Annotated in this window: 14 protein-coding genes and 3 pseudogenes; 15 read left to right on the top strand and 2 right to left on the bottom strand. The window is 38.6% G+C overall.

The genetic code is table 11. The annotated features are described in order from the left end of the window. Positions 1 to 198: 198 nt before the first annotated feature. From leuS to HMPREF2963_RS01700, 10 genes and pseudogenes are all read left to right on the top strand, one after another. Positions 199 to 2700 carry a leucine--tRNA ligase gene (gene leuS / locus HMPREF2963_RS01740; RefSeq protein WP_070668267.1) on the top strand — a complete coding sequence of 834 codons (2502 nt, stop codon included), beginning with the start codon at positions 199 to 201 and terminating at the stop codon, positions 2698 to 2700. 486 nt (positions 2701 to 3186) lie between these two features. After that, a complete protein-coding gene (locus tag HMPREF2963_RS01735) occupies positions 3187 to 3420 on the top strand; it encodes a flavodoxin (RefSeq protein WP_070668264.1) in 234 nt (77 codons plus the stop codon). Positions 3421 to 4061: 641 nt separating this feature from the next. Next, positions 4062 to 5247, top strand: a pseudogene (gene ltrA / locus HMPREF2963_RS01725) (group II intron reverse transcriptase/maturase); the annotation flags it as partial. Positions 5248 to 5442: 195 nt separating this feature from the next. Next, a complete protein-coding gene (locus HMPREF2963_RS01720; protein WP_070668258.1) occupies positions 5443 to 6297 on the top strand; it encodes a 5'-nucleotidase, lipoprotein e(P4) family in 855 nt (284 codons plus the stop codon). 285 nt (positions 6298 to 6582) lie between these two features. Further along, positions 6583 to 10977: a PolC-type DNA polymerase III gene (locus tag HMPREF2963_RS01715; RefSeq protein ID WP_070668255.1), complete on the top strand. Its 4395-nt coding sequence runs from the start codon at positions 6583 to 6585 to the stop codon at positions 10975 to 10977. An 87-nt stretch (positions 10978 to 11064) separates the two neighbouring features. Next, entirely contained in the window at positions 11065 to 12279 is a 1215-nt protein-coding gene (locus HMPREF2963_RS01710) for a Fic family protein (protein ID WP_083312518.1), read from the top strand. 49 nt (positions 12280 to 12328) lie between these two features. After that, a complete protein-coding gene (locus HMPREF2963_RS09355) occupies positions 12329 to 12481 on the top strand; it encodes a hypothetical protein (RefSeq protein WP_000778898.1) in 153 nt (50 codons plus the stop codon). A gap of 21 nt (positions 12482 to 12502) precedes the next feature. Next, a complete protein-coding gene (locus HMPREF2963_RS09425) occupies positions 12503 to 12595 on the top strand; it encodes an aminopeptidase (protein ID WP_247948121.1) in 93 nt (30 codons plus the stop codon). After that, positions 12574 to 12759 (top strand): annotated as a pseudogene (locus HMPREF2963_RS08965) (aminopeptidase); the annotation flags it as partial. The gene HMPREF2963_RS09425 and the pseudogene HMPREF2963_RS08965, both read left to right, overlap by 22 nt. Positions 12760 to 12853: 94 nt before the next feature. After that, complete coding sequence (locus tag HMPREF2963_RS01700; protein WP_070668248.1) at positions 12854 to 13084, top strand: GlsB/YeaQ/YmgE family stress response membrane protein; 231 nt, start codon at positions 12854 to 12856, stop codon at positions 13082 to 13084. A gap of 42 nt (positions 13085 to 13126) precedes the next feature. Here HMPREF2963_RS01700 and def read toward each other — a convergent pair whose 3' ends face one another. After that, a complete protein-coding gene (gene def / locus HMPREF2963_RS01695) occupies positions 13127 to 13741 on the bottom strand; it encodes a peptide deformylase (RefSeq protein WP_003070685.1) in 615 nt (204 codons plus the stop codon). Between the two features lie 335 nt (positions 13742 to 14076). Between def and HMPREF2963_RS01690 the strand changes: the two genes are divergently transcribed. From HMPREF2963_RS01690 to rpsO, 5 genes and pseudogenes are all read left to right on the top strand, one after another. Continuing rightward, the gene (locus tag HMPREF2963_RS01690) at positions 14077 to 14490 is read left to right on the top strand and encodes a hypothetical protein (RefSeq protein ID WP_070668245.1); all 414 of its coding nucleotides are present in this window, start codon (positions 14077 to 14079) and stop codon (positions 14488 to 14490) included. A gap of 495 nt (positions 14491 to 14985) precedes the next feature. Continuing rightward, positions 14986 to 15191 (top strand): annotated as a pseudogene (locus HMPREF2963_RS09700) (transporter); the annotation flags it as partial. A gap of 126 nt (positions 15192 to 15317) precedes the next feature. Beyond that, positions 15318 to 16490: an MFS transporter gene (locus tag HMPREF2963_RS01680; RefSeq protein ID WP_070668242.1), complete on the top strand. Its 1173-nt coding sequence runs from the start codon at positions 15318 to 15320 to the stop codon at positions 16488 to 16490. Further along, on the top strand, positions 16477 to 17208 hold the full coding sequence (locus HMPREF2963_RS01675) for a pseudouridine synthase (protein ID WP_070668239.1): 732 nt from the start codon (positions 16477 to 16479) through the stop codon (positions 17206 to 17208). Before HMPREF2963_RS01680 ends, HMPREF2963_RS01675 begins: the two co-directional genes overlap by 14 nt. Positions 17209 to 17337: 129 nt before the next feature. Beyond that, positions 17338 to 17607, top strand: a complete 270-nt coding sequence (rpsO, locus tag HMPREF2963_RS01670) for a 30S ribosomal protein S15 (protein ID WP_001018251.1) — start codon at positions 17338 to 17340, stop codon at positions 17605 to 17607. An 806-nt stretch (positions 17608 to 18413) separates the two neighbouring features. Here the strand turns inward: rpsO and HMPREF2963_RS01665 are convergent. Continuing rightward, the gene (locus tag HMPREF2963_RS01665) at positions 18414 to 19205 is read right to left on the bottom strand and encodes a mitofilin family membrane protein (RefSeq protein WP_070668236.1); all 792 of its coding nucleotides are present in this window, start codon (positions 19203 to 19205) and stop codon (positions 18414 to 18416) included. Positions 19206 to 19317: the final 112 nt, after the last annotated feature.

The following is a 19317-nucleotide window of genomic DNA, read 5'->3' as shown; positions in this document are numbered from 1 at the left end:
TTTATGAATTAAGTTACAAAGACAAAATCCATATCAAGGGGGAAGTTTAAAAAATTTAAAGTAAAATCTCCAGCAAAAGTTAATTGAGATTAGTCACATAATAAATTCAGTTAGTCAAAGCACGCTTTTCTCTAATTATGCCTTTTAAAATCGCTTAAAAATGGTATAATAATAACATCACAAAATTGGAGTGAATCAATGACTTTTTATAATCACAAATCAATTGAAAGAAAATGGCAGACCTATTGGGCTGATAATCAGACGTTCAAAACAGGAACGGATAGTGCAAAACCAAACTTTTATGCGTTGGATATGTTCCCCTACCCATCTGGTGTTGGTCTTCACGTAGGACACCCAGAAGGCTATACTGCAACTGATATTCTTAGCCGTTTCAAACGTGCTCAAGGTTATAACGTTCTTCACCCAATGGGGTGGGATGCTTTCGGTCTTCCAGCTGAACAATACGCAATGGATACGGGAAATGACCCTGCTGAGTTTACGGCAGAAAATATTGCCAACTTCAAACGTCAAATCAATAGCCTTGGTTTCTCATATGACTGGGATCGTGAAGTCAATACAACTGACCCTAACTACTATAAGTGGACACAGTGGATTTTTACAAAATTGTATGAAAAAGGTTTGGCATACGAAGCTGAAGTGCCAGTAAACTGGGTTGAAGAATTAGGGACAGCTATCGCCAACGAAGAAGTGCTGCCTGACGGAACATCTGAACGTGGTGGTTATCCAGTTGTTCGTAAACCAATGCGTCAATGGATGCTTAAAATCACAGCTTATGCTGAACGCCTCTTGGAAGATCTAGATGACCTTGATTGGCCAGAATCTATCAAAGATATGCAGCGGAACTGGATTGGTAAATCAACTGGTGCAAATGTAACGTTCAAAATAAAAGATACTGATAAAGACTTCACCGTTTTTACAACTCGTCCAGATACACTCTTCGGTGCTACCTATGCTGTTCTAGCACCAGAACATGCTCTTGTTGATGCTATTACAAGTCCTGAGCAAGCTCAAGCCGTTGCCGATTATAAACGTGCGGCTAGCCTTAAATCTGACCTCGCTCGTACAGATCTTGCCAAAGAAAAAACAGGTGTCTGGACTGGTAGCTATGCTATTAACCCGGTTAATGGTAAGGAAATTCCAATCTGGATTGCCGATTATGTGCTTGCTAGCTATGGGACAGGAGCTATTATGGCAGTTCCTGCGCATGATGATCGCGACTGGGAATTTGCAAAACAATTCGATTTGGATATCATTCCAGTTCTCGAAGGTGGAAATGTTGAGGAAGCAGCCTATACAGAAGACGGTCTTCACATCAACTCTGGCTTCCTAGATGGTCTTGATAAAGCGCAAGCTATTGATAAAATGGTTGAATGGCTTGAAGCAGAAAGCGTTGGCAACAAGAAAGTCACTTACCGTTTGCGTGACTGGCTTTTCTCACGTCAACGTTATTGGGGGGAACCAATCCCAATCATTCATTGGGAAGATGGCACAACAACAGCTGTTCCAGAAGATCAACTACCACTTGTATTGCCAGTAACAAAAGACATCAAACCTTCAGGAACAGGTGAAAGTCCACTTGCTAACTTGACAGACTGGCTGGAAGTTACGCGTGAAGATGGTGTCAAAGGCCGTCGCGAAACTAACACCATGCCGCAATGGGCAGGTTCAAGCTGGTATTATCTGCGCTACATTGACCCACACAATACGGAAAAATTAGCTGATGAAGAACTGCTTAAGGCATGGTTACCAGTTGATATTTACATTGGTGGTGCAGAACACGCTGTGCTTCACCTTCTTTACGCTCGTTTCTGGCATAAATTCCTTTATGATTTAGGTGTCGTTCCAACTAAAGAACCCTTTCAAAAACTCTTTAATCAAGGGATGATTTTGGGAACAAGCTACCGCGATCACCGTGGCGCCCTTGTAGCGACAGATAAAGTTGAAAAACGTGATGGTTCTTTCTTCAATATCGAAACAGGTGAAGAATTGGAACAAGCTCCAGCTAAGATGTCTAAATCTTTGAAGAATGTTGTTAATCCAGATGATGTAGTGGAGCAGTATGGTGCAGATACTCTTCGCGTTTACGAAATGTTTATGGGGCCGCTGGATGCATCTATTGCTTGGTCTGAAGAAGGACTTGAAGGCTCACGTAAATTCCTCGATCGTGTTTATCGTTTGTTGACAACAAAAGAAATTGTGGCTGAAAATAATGGTAATTTGGATAAAGTTTATAATGAAACTGTCAAATCCGTTACAGAACAACTTGAAGCCATGAAATTCAATACAGCTATCGCTCAATTAATGGTTTTCATTAATGCTGCAAACAAAGAAGACAAACTTTTTGCTGATTACGCTAAAGGTTTTATACAATTGTTAGCACCATTTGCGCCACACCTTTCAGAAGAATTGTGGCAAACATTGACACAATCTGGTGAATCAATTTCATATGTTCTTTGGCCAACATGGGACGAAGCCAAGTTGGTTGAAAACGATGTAGAAATCGTTGTTCAAATCAAAGGTAAAGTTCGTGCGAAACTTGTTGTACCAAAAGACTCAAGCCGTGAGGAACTTGAAAAACTTGCTCTTGCCAACGAAAAAATTCAAGTAGAAATTGCTGGCAAGCAAGTCATCAAAGTCATTGTCGTACCTAACAAATTGGTTAATATTGTTGTGAAATAAAAAATTCTAGCAGAAGTTAATTTCTGCTAGAATTTTTATAAGCTTAGAAAAGCGTATGTTAGCTGAAGCCTTTTTCTGTTTATAAACACTATACCTCGAATAAAAACTTGCTACACTTGCTCTTGAAAATTATGGTAAAAAGTAAGAAAATGATGACTAGTTTATAAGAACAATCCATTCTCTTTCTTTATGAATATTATTTTTAAGGAGTTATCATACAAGCAAAAAAGTAGAGTTTATTGAGCTTTTCTATGACTTAGTCTTTTGTTTATGCTATTTCTAAAATGATGGAGCTAATCCATCATTTGCATCATAGGATGATTAGTTATACGAGTTTTATGTCCTTTATAGCTTGTCTCATCGTGCTGGTAACACTTGGATGATTCAGACGGTATACGAACCGCTATGGGGAGAATTCCTTTGTGAACATTTCCTTTATGATGGTTCGGATGGTTATGGTATTAGGTCTGTCCAACACATTCACAGATGATTGGTCTGCGTTATCCGATTTGGTGGGGACGTCCGCCACACCTTATCCAAACAGTAATGGAAAGTCTAGATTTAGCTGGTAAACGAGTCGCAACTTTTGCAACTTCAGGTGGTTCGACTTATAGTGAGGCACAAATTGTTATTGATCAAATGATGAAAAATAGTACTCAAGGGCGTGCATTGTCTAGCACAACAGATGCTATCAAATGGCTGACAGATATTGATTTTTAATTGTAGGTTTGCTGCTAATTATTGTAGCGAGCATTATTACTGTTTTTTATAAATGAAATAAAAATGATTGAAATCTCTGTGAAAAAACAGAGATTTTTTGTGTACGACGGGCATGTCATACATCTGAGGTGCAAGTCATCTGGGGCATCCGCTACCGGTGAACCCAATAGTGACTCCTAAGTTTGACTATCGTGAGGTAGCAGGGAGAGGAAGGGATAGCGAAATCGTGACTGTACGAATAGAAACGTGATATGAAGGCGCATATAGCGGATGATGGGTCTTATAACCTTAAAATCCAAATAGGCAGTCGTAACCTATATGCGTAAATCACGAGAGTAAACGAGGAAAGATGTATGACTTATCCCGTGAGGTCTTGTCGAGGGTAAAACCTAGTAACAGCGAACGACAAGAAGTCAGTCGAATCCATAGTAGTGAAGAAGTTTCTGTAATGGAGATGGAGTGAAGGGGTAAATAACTAATCGAAGTAATCCTAGACACTTGTGTCTGTAAAACGAACAGTCTGATAGAACTGAAAGTTAGTACGTATTGATAGTGGACAGCTCGCCGATATAAGATAGCCTACAGGCAACAAAACAGAAAGGGAATCCACACATGTCAGAATTGCTAAGTATGATATTATCTCGTATGGTATTGCTGGAATTACTATCGAACAGATGGACGGCTATCTCCGTCAAAACTGGCGAGAAACAAAACAGCTTATCAAGGAGAGGAAGGATAAACCTCAGCCCGTACTCAGAGTTGAAATTCCGAAACCCAATGGAGACATCCGCAACCTAGGAATCCCAACTGTCACGGACAGAATGATACAATAGGCTATCGTTCAAGTCCTGAGTCCAATCTGTGAAGTTCGTTTCTCAGAATACAGCTATGGTTTCAGACCAAATCGTTCTTGTGAGACAGCCATTGTCAAGTTACTTATGATGGTTATGAGCGGATTGTGGATATTGACTTAGAGAAATTCTCCGACACAGTACCGCAAGATAGACTCATGTCTCTAGTGCAGAATATTATTCATGATGGAGATACAGAATTACTGATTCGGAAATACCTTCATCGGGGGTAATTATCAATGATCAACGTCACAAGACTCTTGTAGGGATACCTCAAGGGGGTAACTTATCTCCGCTGTTATCAAATATCATGCTTAATGAGTTGTATAAGGAACTAGAGAAACGAGGTCTTCATTGCATTCGGTACGCAGATGATTGCGTAATCACGGTTAGGAGAGAAGCAGTTGTCAAGTGAGTTATGTACTTAGTCAGTCGCTTTATTGAGAAGCGATTGGAGCTGAAAGTGAACATGACAAAAACTAAAATCGTGAAACCTAGCCAACTCAAGTACCTAAGTTTTGGTTTTTGGAAATCTCCGCAAGGTTGGAAGAGTCGTCCTCATCAGGATAGTGTTCAGAGTTTTAAACGAAAGTTGAAACGACTGACGACTAGAAAGTGGAGTATGGACCTAACAACACATATTGAGCGATTAAACTGGGTTATACGAGGGTGGATAAACTATTTTTCTCTTGGCGACATGAAAAAGGTAGTAACTCAAATAGATGAGCGTTTGAGAACTCGTATCCAAGTGATTATCTGGAAACAATAGAAGAAATCGAGACGACTATGGGGATTACTAAAATTAGGCGTTCCTAAATGGATAGCGGATAAATTCTCAGGTTGGGGTGAGTACTATCAATTGGTTGCGACCAAGTCGGTATTCAAGCAAGCTATATCAAAACCAGCCCTCGCAAAACGAGGACTGGTTAGCTGTTTAGATTATTATTTTGAACGACATGCGTTAAAAGTTAGTTGAACTGCCGTATGCCGAACGGCACGTACGGGTAGTGTGAGAGTAACTAGAAATTAGCTCCTACTCGATTTTTTGATGGATTTATTGGACATTTTTCTGCCAATCTGTTTTTCGTCTATATAATTGGTCAGATAACTTGAAATGTTTTTATGAAAACGCTATAATTTTGATAGATTAATATTAGGAGGAATTGGTTTTATGAAATCATCTAAAGCCACAATCACAATTTTTTCAGCTCTTGCTTCAGTTATTTTATTGACTAGTTGTGGGACAAAAGCAACTGATAATAAGGCTACGCAAAGCAACACATCTGACAATAAAGTTACGATGACTTATGATCAATTGCGCTCAAGAGAAAATACCATGGGCACACTTTGGTATCAAAAGTCTGATGAAGCGAAGGCTCTGTATCTACAAGGTTATAATGTCGCCACGAACCAATTGAAAGAATTACTGCAAAAGCCGACAGATAAGCCCTATTCAATCGTTCTTGACTTGGATGAAACGGTCTTAGACAATAGCCCTTACCAAGTACAGAATGTCAAAGACGGCACAGCTTTTAATCCTAAAAATTGGGATGCTTGGGTACAGAAAGCTTCAGCTAAAGCTGTTCCTGGTGCGAAAGAATTTCTTCAATATGCTCATCAAAATGGTGTTCAAATCTACTATATTTCTGACCGTGCGGCAAATCAAGTAGATGCAACGATTAAGAACTTAGAAAAAGAAGGTATTCCTGTACAAGGGAAAGATCATTTGATGTTTTTAGAAAAAGGCGTGAAATCAAAAGAAGGTCGCCGTCAAAAAGTTCAGGAAAAAACGAATCTAGTTATGTTGCTAGGAGATAATCTGGTTGACTTTGCAGATTTCTCAAAGACATCAGCTGATGAACGTGGCAAGAAATTGGAAGAATTAAAGAAAGAATTTGGCGAAAAATTCATTATCTTCCCAAATCCAATGTATGGTTCATGGGAAAGCACAGTTTACAAAGGCAAAAAATTAGATGCGAAAGGCCAAGCTGAAGAACGCCAAAAAGCGTTACAAGGTTATAAATAATAGGAAGGAAAAACAGAACGCCCTTATTTTGAGGGATTCTGTTTTTTCTTTGTCTTTTAGCTTGTGCTTTGTGAATGTGTGAAAAAGTGGACTAAGATTTTCCGATTTTATTATAGTAAAGGTGCTTATATTTTCCAGATACTTACTCTTAAGCTAGCTAGCAAGATGTGACTTAAAATAAAAATGGTTTATACTAATGGCAAGACAAAGGGGATTCTTTATTTTTTAATCGAAAAATCCTTTGTTTTATGGTAGAATAGTGTCATTACAAGGCGAGGGAAAAAGATGTCATCAACGTTTGAAATTTTAATGAATCAGATCAATATGCCACTTGATATGAGACAATCAAGTGCCTTTTTACATGCAGAAATTGAGCAAGTTCTGGTGCATAAAGTCAGCCATATCTGGGAATTTCATTTTGCTTTTACAGAAATTTTGCCGATTGACATATTTCAAGAATTGAAAAAGTGCTTGAAGGAAGAATTTTCTAAAACGGGGAATCAAGCAGTTTTTGAGATAAGGACAATAAACAAAGATTTCACAGATGAGTTATTGCAGGCTTATTATCAAGAAGCTTTTACAGAAGGTCCTTGTACTAGTCAGGGATTTCACAGTATATATCACCGGTTGAAGGTGCATGCTGAGGAGAATCAGCTAGTGATTGAAGGTCCTTCAAGCATTGATACGGATCATTTTCGGAAGATTCATTTGCCAAATTTGGCAAAACAGTTGGTCAAGTTTGGTTTTCCACAGTTTCAATGTCAGGTTAAGGCAAGCGATGCTTTAACACAGCAACAAGTTGAAACTTTCCAAGCTGAGAAAGAAAAGATTGTACAAGCAGCGAATGATGAAGCTCTAAAAGCCATAGAAGCGCTGCAGAAAATGGCAGCTCCACCTGTTGAAGAAAAGACAAGTTACTCTGGTTTTCAAGCGAAAAAAGCTACTGCACGACCAAAATTGGATAAAGCTGAAATCACGCAGATGAATGCCATTCAGACTGAGGAAAATCGGATTGTCTTTGAAGGAATGGTTTTCGATCTTGAAAAAAAGGTTACTCGCACAGGGCGCGTACTCATTAATTTTAAGATGACCGATTATACTTCTAGCTTTGCGCTTCAGAAATGGTTTAAAAATGAAGAAGAAGCTAAGAAATATGACATGATTAAGAAAAATTCATGGTTGCGTGTACGTGGAAATATTGAAATGAATAACTTCACGCATGATTTGACTATGAATGTACAAGATGTACAGGAAGTGGTGCATTATGACCGTAAAGATCTCATGCCTGAAGGTGAGAAACGGATTGAATTTCACGCGCATACCAATATGTCAACTATGGATGCCCTACCAGAAGTTGAAGACTTGATTGCGACAGCTGCGAAGTGGGGGCATAAAGCAGTTGCGATTACTGACCACGGCAATGTGCAGAGCTTTCCTCATGGTTATAAAGCTGCTAAAAAAGCCGGGATTCAGTTGATTTATGGTATGGAAGCCAATATTGTTGAAGATCGTGTGCCTATTACTTACAATGAAATAGATATGGAGTTGGGAGAAGCCACTTATGTTGTCTTTGACGTAGAAACGACTGGTTTGTCTGCTATTTATAATGATTTGATTCAGGTGGCAGCCAGCAAGATGTACAAGGGCAATGTCATCGCGGAATTTGACGAATTTATTAATCCAGGACACCCTTTGAGTGCGTTTACGACAGATTTGACGGGAATTACAGATGAACATGTTAAAAATGCGAAACCACTTGAGCAAGTTTTACAGGAATTTCAGGAATTTTGCAAAGATACGGTACTTGTCGCCCATAATGCTACCTTTGACATGGGCTTTATGAATGTCAACTATGAGCGTCATGGCTTGCCGAAAATCACCCAGCCAGTCATTGACACGCTGGAATTTGCCCGCAACCTCTATCCAGAATACAAGCGGCATGGTTTGGGGCCTCTAACTAAGCGTTTTCAAGTATCGCTTGACCATCACCACATGGCCAATTACGATGCGGAAGCAACAGGACGACTGCTATTTATCTTCATCAGAGATGTAGCAGAAAAGCGTGGAATTACCAATCTTAATAAGTTGAATACGGATTTGGTGGATGAAAATTCCTATAAAAAAGCACGAGTGAAACACGCTACGATTTATGTGAAAAATCAAACAGGGTTGAAGAATCTTTTCAAATTGGTCAGTCTGTCCAATACTAAATATTTTGAAGTTGTACCACGGATTCCGCGAACGATTTTGGATGCGCATCGAGAAGGCTTGATTCTAGGAACTGCTTGTTCAGAAGGAGAAGTGTTTGATGCGGTTGTTTCACAGGGTCTGGATGCAGCTGTCGAAGTAGCGAAATATTACGACTTTATCGAAATCATGCCTCCAGCGATTTATGCTCCATTGATTGCCAAAGAGCAGGTTAAGGATATGGAGGAGCTGCACACGATCATCAAGAATTTGATTGAAGTGGGTGAACGCTTAGAAAAACCAGTTCTGGCTACGGGAGATGTGCATTATATTGAGCCTGAGGAAGAAATTTATCGGGAGATTATCGTTAGGAGTTTGGGACAAGGTGCCATGATTAACCGGACCATAGGTCACGGTGAAAACGCCCAGCCGGCACCGCTTCCCAAAGCACACTTCCGCACGACCAATGAAATGCTGGATGAATTCGCTTTTTTAGGTGATGAACTGGCTCGACAAGTAGTCATTGAGAATCCCAATCAGTTGGCGTCAAGCTTTGAACCAATTGAAGTGGTAAAAGGGGACCTCTATACACCATTTATTGATAAATCTGAAGAAAAAGTCGCTGAGCTGACTTACGCAAAGGCTTTTGAAATCTATAGTAATCCACTACCAGATATTGTAGATCATCGAATTGAACGGGAATTATCCTCTATTTTGGGGAATGGTTTTGCCGTGATTTATCTGGCTTCACAAATGCTCGTACAGCGTTCTAATAAACGAGGCTATTTAGTTGGTTCGCGTGGTTCGGTTGGCTCCAGTTTTGTGGCGACCATGATTGGGATTACTGAGGTCAATCCTTTGTCACCCCACTATGTCTGTGGTAAATGTCAATACAGCGAGTTCATCACGGATGGCTCCTATGGTTCTGGCTTTGATATGCCGGATAAGGACTGTCCAAAATGCGGCCACAAGCTGAGCAAGAATGGCCAGGATATTCCTTTTGAGACCTTCCTTGGATTTGACGGAGACAAGGTCCCTGATATTGACTTGAATTTCTCTGGAGAGGATCAGCCTAGTGCCCACTTAGATGTTCGAGACATTTTTGGGGAGGAATATGCTTTTCGGGCTGGTACTGTTGGTACAGTTGCAGCTAAGACAGCCTATGGTTTCGTGAAAGGTTATGAGCGAGATTACAATAAATTTTATCGCGATGCAGAAGTCGAGCGATTGGCGCAAGGTGCATCAGGTGTTAAACGAACGACCGGACAGCACCCTGGTGGGATTGTTGTTATTCCAAACTACATGGACGTTTACGATTTCACGCCGGTTCAATATCCAGCAGATGACCTGACTGCCGAATGGCAAACGACCCATTTTAATTTTCATGATATTGATGAAAATGTCCTGAAACTCGATGTGCTCGGTCATGATGATCCGACTATGATTCGGAAATTGCAGGATTTATCAGGTATTGACCCTAATGATATTCCTATGGATGATAAGGAAGTTATGGCACTCTTTTCAGGAACAGATGTTCTGGGAGTGACACAAGAGCAAATAGGTACGGCAACTGGTATGCTGGGGATTCCTGAGTTTGGAACCAATTTCGTGCGGGGAATGGTTGATGAGACGCATCCAACAACGTTTGCAGAATTGCTCCAGCTATCAGGTCTGTCACATGGTACGGACGTATGGCTTGGAAATGCACAAGATTTAATTAAGCAGGGAATTGCGGACTTATCTACCGTTATCGGTTGTCGGGACGACATCATGGTCTATCTCATGCACAAGGGCTTAGAACCAAAAATGGCCTTTACCATTATGGAGCGTGTGCGGAAAGGTGCATGGTTGAAAATTTCTGACGAAGAGCGTAATGGTTATATTGCCGCTATGAAAGAAAACAATGTCCCTGAATGGTATATTGAATCTTGCGGAAAAATCAAGTACATGTTTCCTAAAGCCCATGCAGCTGCCTACGTAATGATGGCTCTACGGGTAGCTTATTTCAAAGTACATCATCCGATTTATTACTATTGTGCTTATTTCTCCATCCGGGCTAAGGCATTTGATATTAAGACCATGAGTGGCGGACTTGATGCTGTCAAGCGCCGGATGAGCGAAATTGCTGAAAAGCGCAAGAATAATGACGCCTCCAATGTAGAAATTGACCTTTATACGACTCTGGAAATCGTCAATGAAATGCTGGAGCGTGGCTTCAAGTTCGGGAAGCTGGATCTCTATAAGAGCCATGCGACTGAGTTTCTCATCGAAGGAGATACCCTTATCCCACCTTTCTCTGCGATGGACGGTCTGGGTGACAACGTTGCCCGCCAATTGGTCAGAGCGCGGGAAGAAGGCGAATTCCTCTCTAAGACAGAACTCCGCAAACGTGGCGGTCTCTCTAGCACCCTAGTTGAAAAAATGGACGACATGGGTATCCTAGGCAATATGCCTGAGGATAACCAGTTGAGTTTGTTTGATGAGTTTTTCTAATACTGTTATATTGTTTTCATTTGTTACATTCTAAAGTTGATAAAATGATAAAATATTTGAAATTCAAATTGATAGCGTGGTGATATTATGTATAAACGATTAGAAATAGTGAGTTATCAAGATTTTGATAATTATGATAAAGAATACGAGAATAGATATAATAGTCCGGCTGCGTTGAAAACGGAATTATCACTCCATCCATTTTCAAAACGCCAGCAGAAAAGACTATCAGATAGATATCAGTTATTTTATTTATCCATACCTAGCCATATATCGATGATTGAAAGAATATATAAAATGAGTGCTGAATTATCCTCGTTTTCTTTGTCTAGTGTATTGGCACCAAAATTATTTTATTCGCAAATTATAGATGAGATAAAGAGCACTAACGATATGGAAGGTGTAAAGTCGACACGTAAGGAAATCAACGATGCCTATATATCGCCTTCAAAAACAAAACGCTTTTCTGGTATTGTGGAAATGTATAAAAGCATTTTAGAAAATAAATTTGAAAAAATTGATTTACCAGCTAAGTTTAGAATGATATATGATCAGCTATTTCTTGATGAGATGCCTGAAGATAAGAAGCCAGACGGAAAATTATTTAGAAAAGAAACAATATTTGTGGGAGATGGCAATTCTTATGTTCATCAGGGCGATCCGAATGAAGAAAAGATTGATGAAAATTTAACGAAACTCATACTATTTATGAATAATCCAGAAGTTCCTTTAATTATTAAAGCTATCATCACGCACTACTTTTTTGAATATGTTCATCCTTTTTATGATGGTAATGGAAGAATGGGACGGTTTTTACTTTCTTCGTATTTGGCGAGAAAGCTAGACTTTTTAACAGGGTTATCTATTTCGGAATCTGTTTTGCAGAATAAGAAAACTTACAAAGAGGCTTTTTCTATAACTTCAGATCCAAAAAATAAAGGTGATCTAACTCCTTTTGTAGATGCGTTGTTGAGGATTATTATTCAAGCTCAAGAGACTATGTTATCAAAATTATCTAAATTAACCACTGAGGTTGAACAGCTGAGAGAAATAATCAATAAATTGTCTCTATCTGAGCAAGAGAATGAAGTGTTATTTATCTTAGGACAAGATAAATTGTTTGATGTTTTACATATGGGAATTAGTAACAAACAACTAGTAGAAGTTTTTGAGGGAAAATATAAGCGTACAAAAATTGATACAATTATGAAGAAGCTAGAAAAGAAAAAATTCGTTGTAAAAATCAAATCCTCTCCAGTTGTTTACGAGATTGATGAAAAGTTACTTGAAGATTTTGTATGATTATAAGATTTTTATTGAAGTATTTGAACTAAGCAGAAAGGACTCTATCATGAAACTTACCATTTCCGCTCAAGATAAGCCAGCGCAAAAAGTGTTTGATTACCAGCTGGATCTTGACCCAGATACGATTTTGAAAATGACTGCTTTGATTTGCGGTACGGTGGCAGCGGTTAGCCTTCTGTCCTTGTTTAAAGAAAAATAACAAAAGAAAAGGAGAAGCAGCATGGTTCTGCCAAATTTTAAAGAAAACTTAGAAAAATACGCTAAACTATTGGTTGCTAATGGTATCAATGTGCAGCCTATGCGACCAGTGTAGTCGGCGGAGAGAATTTCTCTGAAGAAGAGCTAGAAGCAGCGGGTCTAAACCGCTCGGATGTCCATGTGGACTTTATGATTGGCTCAAATCAGATGGATATTGACGGTATCCGTGAAGACGGCAGTCGTGTAGCCATCTTCCGCAATGGGGACTGGGCAATCTAAGATTTCAAGTTGCCTTAAATGGCGCTTTCCATAATGACAGCTTCCACTTGCTTCTTGAGAAGCCTTGCTGGAAACATAGAAAGAAGGGGTATATATGATTGGTAGTATGTTTGTTGGTTTCATTGTTGGACTGATTGCAGCAGCAATCACCAATCGTGGAGAGAAAATGGGCTGTATTGGAAAGATCTTATTAGGCTGGTTTGGGGCATGGATTGGTCAAGCCCTATTTGGAAATTGGGGACCTCATTTATCAGAAACAGCCATTATTCCATCTGTATTAGGAGCCATTATTCTCCTTGCTATTTTCTGGAAGAGAGGGAGTTAATATAGAAAAAGTAGGGTGAGAATGATTCTCACCCTACTTTTTCTATTCGATCACTAACATTCCTTCTTTGATAGCGAAAGGATCTTTTTCATTGATACGGTCATAAAACATAATACCGTTTGTATGATCGATTTCGTGTTGCACAACGATAGCATTATACCCTTTTAGTTTGATGCGGTGTTTTTCGCCTTCTTTGTCAAAATAGTCAACAGTGACACGTGCATGGCGAACAACATAACCAGAAACTTCGCGGTCAACTGATAAGCATCCTTCTCCTTCAGCAAGTGCCGCATCTTGGACAGAATGTGCCACTACTTTAGCATTATACATAACTGTTTGTAAAGCATAGGTCTCCTTAGGGGGATTGCCATCTTTGTTTGGCATGTTTGGAACTAAGACGGCAATAATTCGCTTAGAAATATCTAGTTGTGGAGCTGCTAGACCAACCCCGCCGCGAAGCCCCATTTTTTCAGCTATTACAGGATCTTGTGAATTTTTCAAAAATTGAAGCATCTTTTCACCCAAGATAATTTCTTGATCTGTAAGTGGAAAAGTAACGTCTTCTGCTACTGCTCGAAGCGTTGGATTCCCTTCACGAATGATGTCATTCATATCAATTGAATGAGCCGGTTTTGTTAATTTTTCAATAACAGACATCTTTTCTCCTTTGTTTTCAAATTGGATTTTTATTCCAAGTTAAATTGTTTTGATATACGTTAAATATAACATAAAATAGAGGAGAAAGAAAGGAGAAAGAAATACAAGTAAATAGCAATGTAAAGAATGTGTGTACAAATAAATTAGTAAAAAATTAGTTTATTTTGCTTAAAGTTTCTAGCAAAAATATGTATGACATGTAGTTGGGCACATAAAATATTACTAGTAAAAAATAAGATTACTTTTTAAGTAGGGGAACCAGAACGACTGCAAACTTTTTAAATTGTACCGAGGAATTATCTCATTCTGAGATTCTTTATGTAACAGGTCCAGAGGTGCTTAACTATCCTCAAGAGTTAGAAATAGCATCAGAAAGTCTCTGTAAACACTGGGCTAAAGTGAACAGACAATCTCTTAAAATAGTCTGTAGTCCTTATTTGTATTCTTCCAGACTGCTGGAAGATTATTTCTATCGTTTATTTGATAAGGTTCAAAAAGGTACAACCGCTCATGTCGAAAAGCACCCCAATGAAATTGCGAATTTTATCAATTCAGAAGATTTAGTAGAGCTGATCAGCAAAATTTTTGATAGCTGGAATGAGCAAACAGAAATTTTAAACATTTATAATCCGTTTGAAATTACTTTTCAGCATGTTGCAGAAAAGTTAGAAGAGCTGGCATTCTCTAACAGTAAAATAGTGATTGATTCCAAATCGCCTGAACCTTGTCTTTACCACTCCACAAGATGAAGATAATTTAAGACAACTTATGGATGGTTTATTCATTATTCACTTTTAGATGATCTAGCCGATTTGTATAAAAATTTTATTAAAGAAAGTAAAAAATCGAATAAGACTTATCAAAAGATAGCTGAGATTTTATTTGCTTTTTTCTTGCCTAGGGTATTGAGCGCAATGTTGAACGTTTTTAATTAATTGACATCTGTTTGCTTTTTGTTACTTTGATTAGTATTATTTTTGAAACAATCTATGGAATTTTTGCAGGAAGTCTTTCTATAATCGGATTATTTGTAGCAACTATTTTTTTCTGGGAGAAATTGGCAATCAATCGTCTATAACACAGATAGATGGATTTCCTTTGCGGCTTATATGTTTGTCGCTCTTATTTGTGGGATTATCCAGATGAAATACCAAGATGAGAAGGAAATGTTAGAAAAAGAAAATCAGTTGCTAAATGAAAGAAATGAATTGTTATCTATCTCATATGAGGATGCAGCTTATAATCGCAAAAAATACTGCATCCGAGTGTATAATTTTCGTGAACGTAGTATCAAGTTGGAAAGAAAGAGAAAATTTGAAAATTATATAAAGAAACAGATTCTCTAACACGCGAGGAAACAGAGAAAATTATTCAAGGAGATTATGCATTTCTGCTTCATAGTCCTCATGCCTTATGTCGTGAGTTTTACTTTGAGTGTATGACAAATGTAAAATGAAATCAATGTTGTATCTTATGCGCAGTCTTGATTTCTTTTTTGTTTTCATACGTTGCTAGATTGCGTCTTTTCATAAAAAACTGTATGATAGTGGTAGTGTGATTTTAGAAAGAAGATAAGATGAAAAGATTCATGGAAAAAGCTAGCATTTTGGCTTTATCATTGGTTTTAACAACGGCATTTTCAATTTCTAGTAGCTTGCCGGCTATGTTCCAGTATTATAAGAATTACTCTTCCAGCCAAGTAGAATTATTAGTCTCCTTACCGTCCATTGGGATCATGTCTTTGTTGATGTTTAATAGTGTTTTGGAACGCTTTGTATCTGAGCGGTTCATGATTATACTAGGGCTAATTCTGTATTCTATTTGTGGTCTTATCCCATTTTTCAATCAATCTTATAATCTCGTTTTTGCTTCGCGCTTTGTTTTTGGGTTAGGTTTAGGTATGATGAATCCTCGAGCAATTGCTATTATTAGTGAGCGGTTTCAGGGAAGAGAACGTGTGCAAATGTTGGGGTATCGTGGTTCAGCGGAAGTTGTTGGGATGGCCTTGTTGACTTTAGCGGTCGGACAACTCTTACACTTTGGTTGGACAACTACATTTTTGGTTTATACAGTTGGTTTCATCGTTTTGGCACTGTATCTTATGTTTGTTCCTTATGAAAAGAATGAATCCGATAAGCATAAACGTCTCAAATCTGTTCGTAAAATGACTAGAAAACAAATAAATTTGAGTATCTTTTTAGCTTTCATAGCTGGTATGATTGTTTGTGCTAATGTCGCTATCACTTTACGGATCCCTAGTCTAGTCTTACAGGCAGAGATCGGCAACGCTGAAACAGCCAGCTGGATTCTTAGCTGTATGCAACTAGTGGGAATTTTGGCTGGTGTTAGTTTTGCCAGTCTAGTGAGCGTATTGAAAAATCGCTTATTGACAGTAACGGGAATTGTTTTTGGTCTAAGTCAAGTGATGATTGGATTTTCAAGTCAGATTTGGCTCTTAAGTTTGAGTGCTCTTTTGGCTGGCTTTGCTTATAGTGTATCTCTAACAGCGGTGTTTCATATTGTATCGGAGAAAATCCCTACTCATTTGGTAAATCGTGCAACAGCGATTGTCGTTTTGGGTTGCAGTAGCGGTGCTTCGGTATCAACATTCGTCTTATCTTTGATTGGAATCATTTCTTCTGCCCCAATCTTTATTTTTAGTGTATTAGGAGTTTTCATGATGGCAACGTCAACTTTAGCGGCTTTTGTCACTCATAAACAAAACGAGGAAAAAGATGCGATTAGATAAGTTTTTAGTAGAAATGGGGCTTGGTTCACGAACAGAAGTCAAGCAACTTTTAAAGAAGAAACAAGTTTTGGTCAACGGGAAGGCTGTCACATCAGCGAAAGTACAAGTAGATGAATATCAAGATGAAATTTCAGTCAATAATCGAGTATTGGACTATGAAAGATTTGTCTATTATCTTTTAAATAAGCCGAAAGGCGTCATTTCAGCTACTGAAGATGCTAACCATCAAACAGTTTTGGATTTGTTAGATGAAAGTGCACGCCAGAAAGAAGTTTTTCCAGTTGGACGACTTGATATTGACACTCACGGACTTTTGTTATTAACCAATAATGGTGCTTTGGCACATGCGATGTTGTCTCCTAAAAAACATGTAGCAAAAGTTTACCATGCAAAAGTAGATGGCATCATGACTGAAGAAGATAGGACACGCTTTGAAGCAGGAATAGAGCTTAAGGATTTTACCTGTAAACCTGCGCAATTGACCATATTGGAAACAAACGAAAAACAGGGAACTTCTCTGGTGGAGATTACAATTTCTGAAGGAAAATTTCATCAAGTGAAGCGAATGGTTGCAGCTTGTGGTAAAAAAGTAGCAGACTTAGAGCGCCTTGCTATGGGACCATTAAGTTTGGATAAAGAGTTGGCAACAGGAACTTTTCGTCGTTTGACACAGGAAGAAATAAAAAGTTTCAAACGATTTGGCGTAGAACTCTTATAATTTGTATCAGTTGACAAAAATTTTCCTTCTTGGTAAAATAAGAATGTCATAGAGACAAATAACTTCTTCTTGGTTGCAGGCCATGCCAAACCTGTCACTCGGATGAAGCGTAAAGAAAAGGAGCTTATCATGGCAATCTCAAAAGAGAAAAAAAATGAAATCATTGCACAATATGCACGTCACGAAGGTGACACTGGTTCAGTAGAGGTACAAGTAGCTGTCCTTACTTGGGAAATCAACCACCTTAACGAACACATCAAACAACACAAAAAAGACCACGCTACTTACCGTGGTTTGATGAAAAAAATCGGTCGCCGTCGTAACCTTCTTGCATACTTGCGTAAGAACGACGTTAACCGTTACCGTGAGTTAATCAACTCTCTTGGACTTCGTCGCTAATCTTGCGTCTAAAACGTTTCTATACTTCGTTGGCTTCGCCTCGATGTACCATCAGTACAATCTTCGGCTCGTTGCCTTGTCTATAAACGTTTTATCCAGCAAGAATCATGATGCTAAGGGCGCCAAAAATCCGTATGAAATAGGGAAACGATATAGTGTTCGATGAACACAAGGAGTTTCATCTTTTTCTTCACTAGGATTTTAGCCCAAGTTCAAATTAGCTCTCTGATTTCAGAGAGTTTTTTTATTTTGTGACTTTTTAATCCGTCTCGCTCCGTAAGGTTAAACCACTTGCTATGCGGGTGCGCAATGTTGGTTATACCCAAAAACTCCAAATGCGATACAATAAAGATATTCAGGATTACGATAAAGCGAAAGGAGAAAATATGACGTAAAAAGGTATATAGTTTATCTTATACAAAATAAAAGGGAGTGAGACAGAACCCATTTTGAAAAAAATCTAGTCCGTTGTCTTACTCCTACGAGGATGATTAGGCGCTCTTCCGAGCTTGAAAAGCAATAGACTTGAGGATTTGCTTTGCAAAATCCACCAATTCAAAGTCGTGTTTTTGACACATCCTTATGGATGTTTTATTTCCGACATCCAATAATCCAGTAGACTATTGGAGTGGTTAGCTGTAGCATCGTTAATTTATTAAACGGTCTCCTTTGAAGCTAGAGACTATCGCCCCAGTCTCCAATCATGTGTGCTTGTAAACTACCTGTTTGATGGGAATTATGATGGAAAACAATGTCCCTTGTTACAAGATCTCATTTCTCTTTTTAATATATTGTAGAGATGTATTTTACCAAGGCAATCCCGCTTCTGCGATTTCCTTCTTTGAAGCATATTGACCATTTGGGCGATGCCACCTGCCCCTCTTATCTCTAAAATAGCCACTAGCAGCTATAGTCTCTTGTTGTTGAGATGCTGCTTGTCTCTCTGCCTCTTGTCGAGCTTGCTCAGCTCGTTGCTGAATTGCATTTTGTACAAGATTAATTCGATGTTGAAGAGCTCCTTTTTTATTTGGATCGGTAATTTGCTCAACGGCAGCTTGAGCTGGAGCAATGTTCTCGGCTACTTGATTATCCTCAAGTTGTTTAACAGCCTGTTCACCTTGCTGGGTGATGCTCTGAATTTGAGCTTCTTTTTGAGCCTGTTCTTCTTTAGCTTTTCTCTCTGCCGCCTCTTTTTGTTTTCGCTCTTCCTCCGCTTTCTTCTCTTTCTTTTCTTTTTCGAGTTTTTCTTCTTTTTCTCTACTAGAATCGGAGTTTGAGGAGGAACTGCTTGCTTTTGAAGAGTTTGAAGATGAAGTTCTAGATGTAGAAGAAACTACTTGAGTTTGACTTTGTTGGCTTTCGGAGGATTCAAGATTGAATTTACTTACTGTATAGCTTCCTAGTATTCCTATTATCGCTGCAGCAATTGCTATATTTCTTTTGAAAACACTTGGATTTCGCTTTGCGAAATACCAAATACCAAAAACACCACCTAGAAACATTAATGGCATTGTAATTGGAGCCAATAAGATGATTAGAACAACACTCATGATAGCAAGAACGATGTTGAGCCTAGAATTATTTTTCCACTTTTTCATATTTCCCTCACATAAATTGGTTTTCGAAAATATCATATCACAACTTGTTATCGCTTTCAATAACTAGGAAGTGAAATTTTTCAAATTACCACAAACTTAAAAATTTTGTTTT

The sequence above is a fragment of the Streptococcus sp. HMSC067A03 genome, from assembly GCF_001814295.1.
Lineage (GTDB): Bacteria > Bacillota > Bacilli > Lactobacillales > Streptococcaceae > Streptococcus > Streptococcus constellatus.
This window is presented reverse-complemented; position numbering and strand designations above follow the sequence as displayed.